Genomic DNA, 13,546 nt, shown 5'->3' with positions numbered 1-13,546 from the left:
CACAGCGAAGATGGCGAACGTGAACAAAAGGAAATGGTTATGAGCTCTCTGAGACAAAAATGGATAAGTGATCCTGCGTTTAAACTGTTTAAACAGGTATTGCCGCCGCTTTCTGCGACAGAAAAAGAAGCGATGGAAGCTGGCAGTGTATGGTGGGATGGTGAGCTGTTCTCCGGTAAACCGAACTTTCAAACTCTGCATCAATACCCAAAGCCGACATTAAGTGCAGAAGAACAATCCTTTATGGATAACGAGTTAGAAACTCTGCTAGCAATGCTCGATGATCATCAGATCGTAAAACACGATCGTGATCTGCCGCCTGAGGTTTGGGATTTCTTGCGTAAAGAACGTTTCTTCTCGCTAATCATCTCTAAAAAGTTTGGCGGTCGAGAGTTTTCAGCGTTGGCTAACTCGACGATTGTTACACGTATCGCGACCCGCAGTATCAGTGCTGCGGTCACTGTGATGGTGCCAAACTCTTTAGGCCCGGGTGAGTTATTAAGCCACTATGGTACGCAAGAACAGAAAGAGTATTGGTTGCCACGTTTAGCCGATGGTACCGATATCCCTTGTTTTGCATTAACAGGGCCAGAAGCGGGTTCGGATGCGGGTGGTATTCCGGATCAAGGTGAGGTTTGTTATGGCGATTACAATGGCGAGCAAGTATTAGGTATTCGTTTAAGTTGGAATAAACGCTACATCACGCTGGCACCTGTTGCAACGGTGCTTGGTTTAGCATTTAAATTGAATGACCCGCAAGGCTTGTTGGGCGGTGAAAAAGAGCTAGGCATAACATGTGCGCTGATTCCGGCCGATCATCAGGGTGTTGAGATTGGCGAACGACATGACCCACTTGGCCTTGCGTTTATGAATGGTCCAACTCGTGGTAACGACGTGTTTATCCCGATGGCGTGGCTAATTGGTGGTCAAGAATATGCGGGTAAAGGTTGGCGCATGCTGGTGGAATGTTTATCAGCGGGTCGCGGTATTTCATTGCCTGCGCTAGGCACCGCAATCGGCCATCTAACCGCGCGTACCACAGGAGCATATGCCTATGTGCGTAAGCAGTTTGGGATGTCGATTGGTAAGTTTGAAGGTGTCGCCGAAGCGCTTGGCCGGATAGGTGGTTTAACTTATCTACTCGAAGCAACCCGAACTCTCACCACGACGTCGCTCGATCTTAAAGAGAAGCCGGGCATTGTTACTGCGATTGCCAAATACCATATGACGGAAATGGCGCGCACCATTCTTAATGATTCAATGGATATTCATTCTGGTCGCGCAATTCAAGATGGCCCGATGAACTATCTTGCAACCCATTACTTGGGTATCCCCGTTGCGATTACGGTTGAAGGGGCGAATATCTTAACCCGTAATCTGATGATATTTGGCCAAGGTGCTACCCGTTGTCACCCTTATGTACTTAAAGAGATGGAAGCAGCGGCAAACCCGGACGACAAGCAAGCGGCTAAGCAGTTTGATGATCTGTTGTTTAAACATATCGGTCATGCTGCGGGTAATACCTTTGGTTCGCTAACGGCTGCGCTGACGGGCTCTAAATTTATCTCTGCTTCTATGAGCGGCCCAACCAAAACTTATTACCAACAAATGACGCGTTTGAGTAAAGCATTGGCAGTAAGCGCGGATGTGGCCATGCTAACCCTTGGCGGTGACCTAAAGCGTAAAGAAATGATCTCTGCGCGTTTAGGTGATGTATTGGCTTACTTATACATGGCCTCAGCAGCGCTGAAAAAATACGAAGATGATGGCAGGCAGCAGCAAGATCTTGATTACGTACATTACGCCGTTCAGCACTGTTTATACCAAGGCGCTAAGTCATTAAAACAGGCATATAAGAACTATCCGCAAAAGAGTGTTGGACGCATTCTTAGCGCGATTAACTTCCCACTTGGTAACCATTTCGCTAAACCGAGCGATGACCTGACAGTAAAACTCGCTGAAAGCTTAATGACGCCGGGAGCCGCGCGAGACCGTCTAACCAACTTGTGTTACATCGGCAGTGATGAGGACGATAGCGTAGGGTTGATGGAACAAGCATTCATCGCAATGTATAGCGTGAAGCCGATAGAACGCAAAATGTTTAAAGCCGCTAAAGAGGGTAAAGTGGCTCGCAAAGGTGCTTTAATGGAGCGCTTGCAGCAGGCACTTGATAGCGAAGTGATTACAGCGCAAGAGATGGAGCAGGTATTAGCTGCAGATAAGCTTCGCTATAAAGCGATTCAAGTTGACCACTTTAGTCATGATATGAGTGAGGTTCGTACTCATTCAGATTTGGGCAATAACAAAGCAAATGAGCAGAAGCCACCACTTAACAGCGTAGCCTAGAGGAAACTAGCTAAATCCAATAGGATTACTATTTAATAAATTGGCATGAAGGCATCCGAAAGGGTGCCTTTTTTCTATCCGAAAATGAGTTAAACAGCTCCAACCACTTCGAATTATTGGTGGTTTTGACAGAAATAAGATGCGATTTGGCGTTGAAACTTTTATCCTAGCGGGGTTTTGTTAAGGAAGTTGAATATGATCATCAAACCTAGAATTCGTGGATTTATCTGTACTACAACGCACCCAGTGGGTTGTGAAGCAAACGTAAAAGAACAAATTGCTTACACTAAAGCACAAGGCCCTATCGCAAACGCACCAAAGCGTGTACTTGTTATCGGTGCATCTAGTGGCTACGGCTTATCTTCTCGTATCGCTGCGGCATTTGGTGGCGGCGCTTCAACTATTGGTGTTTTCTTTGAAAAAGAAGGCACAGAGAAGAAACCAGGCACTGCGGGTTTCTACAACTCAGTAGCATTTGAAAAACTGGCTCGTGAAGAAGGTCTATACGCGAAAAGCCTAAATGGCGACGCGTTCTCAAACGAAGCCAAACAGAAAACAATCGACTTGATCAAAGAAGACTTAGGTCAGGTAGATATGGTGGTTTACTCACTGGCTTCTCCAGTACGTAAAATGCCAGAAACAGGTGAGCTAATTCGTTCATCTCTAAAACCAATCGGTGAAACATACACATCGACAGCGGTTGATACCAACAAAGACGTTATCATTGAAGCAAGCGTAGAGCCTGCAACTGAAGAAGAAATCAAAGATACCGTTACTGTAATGGGTGGTGAAGACTGGGAACTTTGGATTAATGCTCTGTCTGACGCAGGCGTGCTTTCTGAAGGTTGTAAGACAGTGGCTTACAGCTACATCGGTACTGAGCTAACTTGGCCTATCTACTGGGATGGTGCGCTAGGTAAAGCGAAGATGGACCTAGACCGTGCATCTACAGCGCTAAACGAGAAACTTGGTGCAACTGGCGGTACAGCAAACGTAGCGGTACTGAAATCAGTCGTGACACAAGCAAGTTCCGCAATTCCGGTAATGCCGCTATACATTGCGATGGTATTTAAGAAGATGCGTGAAGAAGGTGTACACGAAGGTTGTATGGAACAGATCTTCCGCATGTTCAGCCAGCGTCTATACAAAGAAGATGGCAGCGCAGCAGAGGTGGATGAGCAAAACCGCCTACGTCTAGATGATTGGGAACTGCGTGACGATATTCAGCAACACTGTCGTGACCTATGGCCGCAAATCACATCTGACAACCTAAAAGAACTGACTGACTACGTTGAGTACAAAGAAGAGTTCTTGAAGCTATTCGGCTTTGGTGTTGAAGGCGTTGATTACGAAGCTGACGTTAACCCAGCGGCGGAATCTGACTTCATCGCTATTTAATCCAGATTGGATTACACAAATAAGAAAACCGGTGCTAAGCACCGGTTTTTGTTTATACAGAGCTTGTTTTCAGAGGTTATACGCCGAATTCAGCATCAAGGTCTGCCCATTCAACGTCACTGTAAAGTGATACTGTCTCGTCGCCGTTGGCAAAAGTGTAATGAAACACTGAGCCGTCACTATCTAAGAATCTGTGCACTGTGCTATCTAGGGAGCTAACATCAACGATTTCAGCATTTTCGATATAGTAATCTGAATTGATGATGTTGACCTCTTCGATGCTGGAAGCATAGAAAGCTTGGCCTGAGTTGGCAACTACGTCTAAGTCCAAGGTCAGCGAATCATTTTGGTTAGACCCGACTACGGCTTCTACGCCTTGTAATCTTGAGGTATCACTGATTTCAAAGTCGACACTGTGAACCGAGGTTTCAGCAGTAACGACATCAAAGCCTTCACCGCCATTCACAAAATCATTGCCGTTATCGAAGATAACGTCATCGCCTTTACCCGCATCGACAACATCTAAACCTTGACCGCCAATCAGGTAATCATCACCTTCGCCGCCAATCAACAAATCGTCTTTTTGGTAGGTTTTTACATCATTGACGAAATAGTCGCTCGCATCAATGTCTACGCCAAAGCCTGATTTGTCGAATGTGCCGTTTGCAGCAGAGAGTTGAATTTCATCAAAGTTTGCATTGTTGGTATCGGTAGGGTCGATAATAAAGCTACCGCAGCATTTACCATCACTCTCGTGCAACACTTTTACGTTATCTGCTTGTGGGTCGATACCATACGTGGCGAGTGTTGCAGGGTCGGCTTCACCTACGGTGAAATATCCCGTCGCAACTTCAACTCCATCGTCATAGACAGTCCAAACGCCAACTTCATTGGTACCATCAAACGCTTCGTCGGCAAACAGGCGATCTACGGCGATCTCTGCTGCGACGGTGTCTTGGTTTACGTTGATACACAGTACTTCAGACTCACCTTGCTTGTCGCCAGCGTTACCACTGTCAATAAAGCTAAAGCCGATTTGCTGGGGAATACCACTTTCAGGGTTACCATCAACGCCATACACACCATCTTGATTGGATGCTTTATCGATAGAGCCGTCTGGGTTAATCGCTATCGCATTGCTTAAGTTTTCTTCTGATGCTGCTGTCATTGTTGCATCTTGACGATCACCGATAAGAACGTCATTACCAGTACCACCAAACAGCACATCTTGGCCAAGGCCTCCGTCTAGCCAGTCATCGCCTGCACCGCCATCTAGCCAATCGTTGCCTTCGACCTTACCATCAAGGTCACTTTGATTGATAACTTTGATCTCTTCAACGAAGTAGTCACTAGAGTCTAGCTTATTACCTTCTTTATCGAACACGCCCTCGGCTGCACTTAATATAATTTGATCAAAAGGTTGGCCATTAGTGTCTTGCTGAGTAATCTCGAATGTACCTGATTTGTTGTCGCCGCCATCAAGCACTTTGAAGTTGTTGATCAGTTCTGCATCGTAAGCATCCAATGATTGGCTATCAATTTCCGCCGCTGTAAAATAGCCGCTTGCGACGACGATGCCATCATTCAGCACTGTCCATACGCCCATTTCATTGGTTCCGTTACTCGCTTCATCGGCAAATAAGCGATCGACTCGAACTTGCGCTGCCGCAGCATCTTCAGAGAGGTTGTAAACCAGCTTCTCCGACTCACCTTCGCGTGTATTTGGATCGTAGCTGTAGCCCAGTTGGTCAGGGTTACCGGATTCTCCATTGCCTTCTACGCCAACTTTGCCATTTTGTTCGGTAACGTTGCCGGAGTTCCCATTAGGGTCAACGGCGCGAGCATCAGTAAGATCAATACTTGGTGCATTATAAAAATCATAGACATCATCGCCAATCAGTACATCGTCACCGTGGCCACCAATTAGTACATCATCATCTTGACCACCAGCGAGGTAATCTGAATTGTTGTTCAGTTCAGGCTCTAGTTGCACTGTTTGAACGTCTCCGACCATAAAATCGCTTGAATCTAGATAGCCGTAACCGTTTTTATCGTAATGGCCAATAGCGGCTGAAAATTGGATTTCATCAAAGGTGACAAAGCCAACATCTTCAGGAGTGATTTGGAATTCACCACTGTGACGACCATTACCGTTATCGAGTACTTTTAGATTGTCGCTGTCAGTACTTAAACCGTAGGCATCCAATGTGGCTTGATCCCACTCTCCTGCGGTCACGTAGCCTTGTGCAACCACGACACCTTCGCGCAGTACAGTCCAAACAGCGACTTCATCGATATCGCGGACTTTAGAACCATCCGACTTACCTTCGTCTTTGAATAGGCGGCTGAGTTCCACCTTTGCGCCGTAACTGTGTTCGTCTACGGCAATAGATAGCACTTCAGAAGCGCCGTTGCGGTCACCATTTTCGCCATCGTCTTCAAAGCTGTAACCGATTTGGCCGCCTCTGCCGCTTTCGTCATTGCCAAGCACACCAAACTTTCCATGCTTCTCAAATAACTGAGCTTCACTACCATCTGGGCTGTAAACTTTAGCTTGAGTTAGATCGGCGGTGATCGCTTGAGAGAAATCGAGCTCGTACTCGCCACTGACCGCATTATATTGATAGCCTGTAAACTGGTCGCCAATCAGTACATCGTTGCCACTTTCTCCGATGACCACATCATTGCCGTTACCTGCAATAATGATGTCATCACCACCGCCAGAGATAACAACATCATCGCCTTTGCCGCTGGCAATTTTATCGTCGCCATCAAAGGTTGGGATAACATCGTGACCGTCTGTGCCTGCGATTGTCATATCAGCGTCAGTCGATTGTGTCGCAACGTCCTCCGCGATATCCACCATATCGACGCGGCTTGCATGGGTGTTAGATTCATTCTTGTTTAACGTCATGAAAAGTTCCTCAATCAATTTAATGATTAACCTGAGGCGGCTCAGCCATCTCTGTCATTTGCGAGACCTGCAGCTTTCCGTCCTTACCTCGCGGTAAGTTTGGCTTTTCTCTTTATTATCTAAGTGGGATACCCTTTGTTACAGCAAAGGGCAGGGTATCAATGGTATTGCCCTAAATTACATTTCACGCATCGCCTTATAAGCACTAACAGATAAAGGGCTGAGCAGATAATCGAGCGGAGTTTGTTGGTTTAGTAAGATCATCACCTCTGCTGGCATGCCGGGGTACAGCTGTACGTCATTAAGCTGGTCGAGATCTTGTTGATTTAATTCAATGGTAGCGAGATAGGCCGATGAACCCGTTTCTGGGTCGGTGATGCGGTCGGCCGAAATATGAGTTAATACTCCTCTCACAGGAGGAGTGCGCCGAAAGTTGTAGGCAGAGAGGCGAACCTCTGTGGCGAGCCCCTGATAAACCACATCAATGTCTTCGGGCTTGAGCAAGGCTTCTACTACCAGCAAATCTTCTTGTGGGACGATCTCCATAATGATGTCGCCAGCGCGCACGACAGATTGTGAAGCGAACACCGTGAGGCCGACTACGATGCCGGCTTGAGGGGCTCGGATCTCGACGCGTTTTAATATTTGCTCAGCGTTAGCCATTGCTTCATGGGTTTCATTAATCGATTTTTCTAGCTGTTGAATTTCTTCGCCTAACTGCTTTGCGTAGTCATAGTCTGCATTGGTATCGAGTAATTTCGCTTCTGAAACTGCTCGTTGCGCTCGGCTAATCTTGGCTTTTAGCTCAGCTAAACTGCCATTAAGATCAGTGTATTCGCGTTTAAGGTCGAGCAGTTTAGACTTGGAGGTGTTGCCTGTTTCGAGCAATTTTTCATGCATGGTCAATTGCTCACTGAGGTAAGTGATACTTTGCTGGTCTGCTTGATAGCGTTGTTGTAATCCTTGTAAGTCGATAGTCGCTTGAGCTACCTTCTCAGCAAGAATTTTATCTTCCCCTTTGCGTAGCGAGCGGCGTTTTTCAAACAGCTGTGTTTGTGTGTTTAAAACCGAGCTGATATGAGCATCGTTTTGCCTTGCGAGTAGCCTCTGATCGAACTGAATTTCGTTGAGGCTGTTTAGCTCAGCTTGCAAACGGTTGAGCCGCGCGAGATCGCTTTGCCATTGTGCTCTTAGGCCAAATAATTGAGCCTCGGCTCTTGATGCATCGAGAGTGATGAGCAATTCACCTTGTGACACTCTCTGCCCGTCGGAGACATGGATCTGCTTTACGATGCCGCCTTCAAAGTGCTGTACAGGCTTTCGTTTAGATTCAACGATGATGATGCCAGGGGCAATGGCCGCACTGCTTAACTTGGCAAAACTGGCCCAAATAAAGAACAACACAAACATGGCAATTAGTGCGATGCTCGCCTGTTTTGTGTAGCGCACTGCGTCGAACTCAACACGACGTTGATCGCTATACTCAATCCCCTTTCCAGTAATGGTGTGGTAGTGATTATCCATTTGAAGCGGCCTTTTTCAGTGGTTGCACTTTGCTGTCTTTTGCTACCGGTTGTGCTGAAGTGATTTCGCCATTATTGAGCTCAACCAACCAATCGGTATGCTTTGCAAGGCTTTGGTCATGGCTCACGAGTACGACGCCGCATTTCTGCGTGGCCAGCTCATCAAGTAAGCGGGCAAAAGCGGCTAATTTGTGGCTATCTAGGTGGGCGTTCGCTTCATCAAGCACAAGCAGTTTGGGTTTAAAGTACAGCGCGCGAGCAATGGCGATACCTTGCATGAGTCCGGTAGGGATTGGGTAACCCTTGTCACCAACCTTGTCACCAATAATGGTGTTATACCCTTTAGGTAGTTTGAGAATCTCTTGATGAATCGCGATTTGATTCGCAGCGGAAATGACTTGTTGGTCATCAATATCAGGGCAAAAATGGGCGATGTTTTGTTTTATGGTGCCAGTGACAAACTGAATATGTTGCGGGACATAGCCGACAACGTGCTGCAGTTGCGCGGATGACCATTGCGGTAGCGAGGCTCCATCAATGTTTACTCGGCCATGAGAGGGAGTAATTGATCCTACCAATAGCTGACACAGTAGGCTTTTGCCGCTACCACTAGGGCCAGAGATGAGTACTCGGTTTCCCGGTTCTAATCTAAGGCGTATGTTATTTAAATAGGGCCTTTGCTGCTTTTCGGCGCTCCAAGATACGCCATCAATATGCAGGCGGCCTTTTACATCACTAAATTGAGTGGTTGACTCTTGGTGTAACTTCTCATTGAAGAAAGCGGTAATGCGTTGGTTGGCCTGAAATGAACTTTGCCAAGCAGGTAGGGCGCTGGCCAGTTGTTCGAGAGGTTGCAGCGCACGAGACATCAAAATTGAGCCAGCAATGATGCCACCGGCAGACATACTATTGTTAATAACCAAAATTGCGCCAGTGGCCATAATCAGCATTTGCAATACAAAGCGGAGATATTTGGCACTTGAGCTAAGTAAGTTTGCCCGCTGGTTTAGTTGGCTCTCGTGCCAAATACGTTCGGCAGTTAAGTGCTGATATTGCGCGGTTAAGCCTTGTGATAAATGCTGGGTTTGAATGTTATTTTGTTGAGACAAGGCTTCATTTTGAGCTTGAAGCGCAGCATAGCTTGCGGTTTGAGAATCGGTAAATTGCTGTTTCTTGCTGTAGTGGGAGAAAGTGGAGAAACCACTTACGGCTAACACTGCTATTAGTCCGACACTTCCCACTATAGGGTGAAGAATAAACATGACGACTAAAAACAGCGGGATCCAGATAATGTCGAACATCACCGTGAACGCGGGAGATTGTAAAAAGGTTTTTAGCTCTTTTATGTCATGCAAATTCGTTTTATTACCTTGAGGATGAGAAGCCATCAAGGTGAATAGTGTTGAACTCGCTAAGGCATCGAGCTTTATTGCGTTGTGTTGTAAGTATTTATTTTTTAATACTTCAAGTATGGCTTGAATCGTTAACAGGAATAGTACGATTAAGCTTATCAATAGTAGTGTGTCTAAACTTCGGCTCGTTAAAACGCGATCGAAAACTTGTAAACTATATATAGGAATGGCTAGGATCAATAAGTTTAAAAATAGCCCTAAGCCAAGTAGAACTAAGATAATTTCACGGCGAAAAGGAGAGAGCTCAGGCCAATTTAACTGCGCATTATTCATAGGTATTAGGGCTGTATTTATAAAATTGACGCAATCCTAACATTGTCATCAGCGACTAGGCGATAGAGCTAAATTTTAAATTCTAGATGTGAATATTATTCGGTAAGTTTTATTTTATTATATTCATGGAGTTATAATGGGCTTCTTATTTTTAAGAAACCCATTACTTTAGATGTGTTATTTAAATGATGCCCAAATTGGCGCGTGGTCAGAAGGCTTTTCAATACCGCGAAGTGGGTAATCAATATCCGATTCGGTACAGTTTTGAGCTAATGAAGGCGTTGCTAATATAACATCAATTCGAAGGCCACGATTATCATCAAAACCACGAGAACGGTAATCGAACCATGAGAATTTATCAGTGACGTCTGGCTGTAATTGACGGAAGGTATCAACAAAGCCCCAGTCCATTAATGTTTTTAGCCATTCACGCTCTTCCGGTTGGAATGAACATTTACCTGTTTTTAGCCAACGCTTTTTATTTGCTTCACCGATACCAATATCTGAATCGATAGGACTAATATTAATGTCACCCATTACGATGAGTTTTTCATCACTAGAGTGATTTTCGTTTAGGTAGTTCATCAGATCTTTATAGAACTGACGTTTATAAGGGTATTTAGTTTCATGGCTGATATTATCCCCTTGTGGGAAATAGCCATTTAGTACCGTTACCTTATCACCGTGTTGATCTTCAAAAGTAGCCATGATCATACGCTTTTGGTGTTCTTCGTTGTCGGTCGGAAAACCTTTTTGAACAGAGATCGGCTCTTGTTTACATAGCATTGCAACACCGTAGTGCGCTTTTTGGCCGTGAAAGTAAACTTTATAACCCATCGCTTCCACATCTTCGATAGGGAAGGCTTCATCGTGTACTTTGATTTCTTGTAAGCCAATAACGTCTGGTTGGTGCTTGTCTATCAAGGCTTGAAGCTGGTGTAGGCGAGCTCTTAAACCATTGATGTTAAAACTAACTACTTTCATTATTCTTCCTCTTGGCACTCTTGCTGAATAAACCAATAGCCTTTATTGAGTAACTCTTGCAGAGTTTTAATGCTGGTTATGTTTGGCGATTGGTTTAGCTGTTGAAGACAGATTTGTTGGCAATCAGAGAGTTGTAGCGCAAGTTCTTGATCGCATGTGTCTAGTGTGAATGATTCACCGTTGATGTAAATAGTGCACGGTGAGTCTTGATGATAAATTACTCTCAAGCCAGAGACTTTATACAGTTCCATGCCCTCTGCTATTAAGCTTTCGACTTCTGACAGTGAGTAAGGTACATCAGGCTCGACGATATCAAGCTGATGACGTGATTGACTTAGCATACAGCCTAGAAAGTCATCTAACTGAGAGTCTGATTGCAGTGCTTGAGTAAGCATCGCTGTAAGGTGGAGTTTATCTTCACCGGTTAGCATGCCATAGCTAGGTTGCGTGGCTTGCTGAGGGTTATGCAGATGTGCGTCACCAATATCGTTGGCTAGCACATAGTCAGCAAAATTACTCAGTAGCTCTTGCTCTTTAGGTGAACGAAAGCCAATTGAGTAACTCAAACTTGGTTCAAGTGTTGTCCCTTCATGAGGGAAGCCCGGCGGGATATAAAGAATGTCTCCGGCTTCCAGCTCTTGATCTATGATCGCATCGAAGGATTCGATCTGGCGCAGGGCGCTGGCTTGAATCTTCTCTTGGTACTGGCCTCTATCTATATCTCCCACGCGCCAACGTCTTTTGCCATGGCCTTGAATAATGAACACATCATATTGGTCGATATGCGGTCCAACACCGCCACCGGGTGCGGAGTAGCACACCATAAGATCATCAAACAGCCATTGAGGAAGTTGCTTAAAGGGTTCAATCAGCTCTGCGCTTGGCGTATGCCAATGGTTACAAGCTTGAACGATCAGTTGCCAATGGCTGTCAGGAAGGGTGGCAAAATGGCTTTCATCTAAAGGACCATGCATCGCTTGCCAAACATCGTTTGTATTGGTGATATAACGAGAATCCACACATTCTTCCATCGATAATCCCGCTAATTCTTCTGCTGAGATAGGGTCGATGAAATGAGTAAATCCGTTTTTAATTATGGTCGGCATTTTGTGCCAGTAGTTGGCAAGAAACTGAGAAAGGTCGAAGCTGAGCTGATACATCTAAGCCTCTTTAGTGAGTTTGGCTTCCAGATCGGATTGGACGATTTTTATCGCCTCAAGTGCAGTTTTTGGATCGATTTTGTTGCTCTCAAGAAGATAGATAAGGTCTACCGCCAGTTTTACTTCATCAGGAGCACAATCAAGGCTGGGAGTCGTAGAAGACATAATTACTGATTTCTCTCTCTATAAGTGATTTGCTTTTCTAGTTTGATTTTTGCTTCTTGGCAGCGTTTTAATCGCTGCTCTGTAGTTAACAACGCTTGTTGAGCTTGTTGTTGCTGAAAAGGTGAGGCGTATTGCAAGGCCATTTGCTTGTCACGAACCATTTCCATCAACCGTCGTTCCCATTCCTGATGCTGCGCCAGTTCTTGGTAAAGAATGTTGATCGGTTTGAGGTAGTAACTTTTATGTTTTGGCTCGCTTTTGCGAATGGTTTGAGTCGCGAGCTCTCTTTGAATAGCAGAAAGCTGAGCAAGCAGCCTTTCGGTTAGATATTCGGCGCGAATAGGAGTGAGTTTGCCACTATCTTGCTCACGAATGAGTGTGTCTAAGGTGGCTTGGGTTTCTTTTACGCAAGGGACAACTAACCGAGCTTTACAATGGAATAGCACCGCATCAAACAGTGGGAGGTGGTGCTCTCCTCTTTGTCTGTCTAATTGCGCAGCTTGTTGAGCAAGCTGTTCTAGTGTTGCGCTAAGCTGTTTTAGTTGACTCATAAGTTTACAAACCACGCGTCGTAAGCAAGTTTGACGGCTAGAACACTCACCACGGTAACAAATACAGGGCGAATGAATTTAGCGCCAAAGCGAATAGCAGAGTGTGCACCGACAAATGCACCAGCCATCAAGCACAACCCCATGGTTAATCCCAGTACCCAATCGATATGGCCTAAAATAGCAAAGGTGACCAAAGAGGTGAAATTACTGGTGAAATTCATCGCTTTGGCAAGGCCAGAGGCGAGCAAGATATTTAGGCGATAAAGCGCCATCGAGCTCACGGTCCAAAATGCGCCCGTACCAGGGCCCGCGACACCATCATAAAAACCAAGTACAAAGCCTTGGCCATACTGTTTTTTGTTAATTGTTGGGCAAGGCTCTGGTGTTTCGTTGCTGCTGTTTTTTGGTGTCTTATGCCAAATGGTATAAACGGCTGCGGCTAAGATGACCAGTGGCAACAATTTTTCTAGCCATTGGGTTGGAATCCAGTCAACGAAGAGCGTACCAAGCGTTGCACCAATTAGAGTGGAAACAAAAGCTCGGCGCCAACATCTTGGCTTGAAGAGGCGTTTTTTGTAGTAAGTGAATGCAGCGGTAGAGGAAGCGAATGTTGCAGCTAACTTATTAGTACCTAATGCGATATGTGGAGGAAGCCCCAAAGAGAGTAATGCAGGTACAGTAAGCATGCCACCACCACCAGCAACCGCATCAATAAATCCAGCAATAAACGCGACTAGCGCCAACACCAACAGCATGGTTGGCTCAATCATTTCCATCAAGATGTGTGTTCTTCTAATTATGGTTATTTAATAGGGCAACG

10 protein-coding genes and 1 riboswitch are annotated in these 13,546 nt (G+C 45.5%); of the genes, 2 read left to right on the top strand and 8 right to left on the bottom strand.

Annotated elements, in window-relative coordinates; all coding sequences use genetic code 11:
* Positions 1–39 precede the first annotated feature (39 nt).
* Both MU515_RS02340 and fabV read left to right on the top strand, forming a co-directional pair.
* Complete coding sequence (locus MU515_RS02340) at positions 40–2,346, top strand: acyl-CoA dehydrogenase (protein WP_260258767.1); 2,307 nt, start codon at positions 40–42, stop codon at positions 2,344–2,346.
* 195 nt (positions 2,347–2,541) lie between these two features.
* Positions 2,542–3,744 carry an enoyl-ACP reductase FabV gene (gene fabV, locus MU515_RS02335; RefSeq protein ID WP_260258766.1) on the top strand — a complete coding sequence of 401 codons (1,203 nt, stop codon included), beginning with the start codon at positions 2,542–2,544 and terminating at the stop codon, positions 3,742–3,744.
* A 76-nt stretch (positions 3,745–3,820) separates the two neighbouring features.
* Here fabV and MU515_RS02330 read toward each other — a convergent pair whose 3' ends face one another.
* From MU515_RS02330 to MU515_RS02295, 8 genes are all read right to left on the bottom strand, one after another.
* Positions 3,821–6,658, bottom strand: a complete 2,838-nt coding sequence (locus tag MU515_RS02330) for a calcium-binding protein (protein ID WP_279256026.1) — start codon at positions 6,656–6,658, stop codon at positions 3,821–3,823.
* Between the two features lie 32 nt (positions 6,659–6,690).
* A riboswitch (cyclic di-GMP riboswitch) is annotated at positions 6,691–6,772 on the bottom strand.
* Positions 6,773–6,835: 63 nt separating this feature from the next.
* On the bottom strand, positions 6,836–8,182 hold the full coding sequence (locus tag MU515_RS02325; protein WP_260258765.1) for an HlyD family type I secretion periplasmic adaptor subunit: 1,347 nt from the start codon (positions 8,180–8,182) through the stop codon (positions 6,836–6,838).
* A complete protein-coding gene (locus tag MU515_RS02320; RefSeq protein WP_260258764.1) occupies positions 8,175–9,866 on the bottom strand; it encodes a type I secretion system permease/ATPase in 1,692 nt (563 codons plus the stop codon). Before MU515_RS02320 ends, MU515_RS02325 begins: the two co-directional genes overlap by 8 nt.
* 177 nt (positions 9,867–10,043) lie before the next feature.
* A complete protein-coding gene (gene xthA / locus MU515_RS02315; RefSeq protein ID WP_260258763.1) occupies positions 10,044–10,850 on the bottom strand; it encodes an exodeoxyribonuclease III in 807 nt (268 codons plus the stop codon).
* Entirely contained in the window at positions 10,850–12,010 is a 1,161-nt protein-coding gene (locus tag MU515_RS02310) for a ribosomal protein uL16 3-hydroxylase (protein WP_260258762.1), read from the bottom strand. The genes xthA and MU515_RS02310 overlap by 1 nt, the downstream gene beginning before the upstream one ends.
* Complete coding sequence (gene rsmS / locus MU515_RS02305; protein WP_260258761.1) at positions 12,011–12,175, bottom strand: pleiotropic regulatory protein RsmS; 165 nt, start codon at positions 12,173–12,175, stop codon at positions 12,011–12,013.
* 2 nt (positions 12,176–12,177) lie between these two features.
* Positions 12,178–12,726 (bottom strand): primosomal replication protein, encoded by a 549-nt coding sequence (priC, locus tag MU515_RS02300; protein ID WP_260258760.1) that lies wholly within the window; start codon positions 12,724–12,726, stop codon positions 12,178–12,180.
* The gene (locus MU515_RS02295) at positions 12,723–13,502 is read right to left on the bottom strand and encodes a sulfite exporter TauE/SafE family protein (protein ID WP_260259170.1); all 780 of its coding nucleotides are present in this window, start codon (positions 13,500–13,502) and stop codon (positions 12,723–12,725) included. Before MU515_RS02295 ends, priC begins: the two co-directional genes overlap by 4 nt.
* Positions 13,503–13,546: the final 44 nt, after the last annotated feature.

It is taken from the genome of Vibrio intestinalis, from assembly GCF_025195085.2.
Taxonomy (GTDB): domain Bacteria; phylum Pseudomonadota; class Gammaproteobacteria; order Enterobacterales; family Vibrionaceae; genus Vibrio; species Vibrio intestinalis.
The sequence above is the reverse complement of the archived record's forward strand: the minus strand, read 5'-3'. Positions and strand labels throughout refer to the sequence as shown.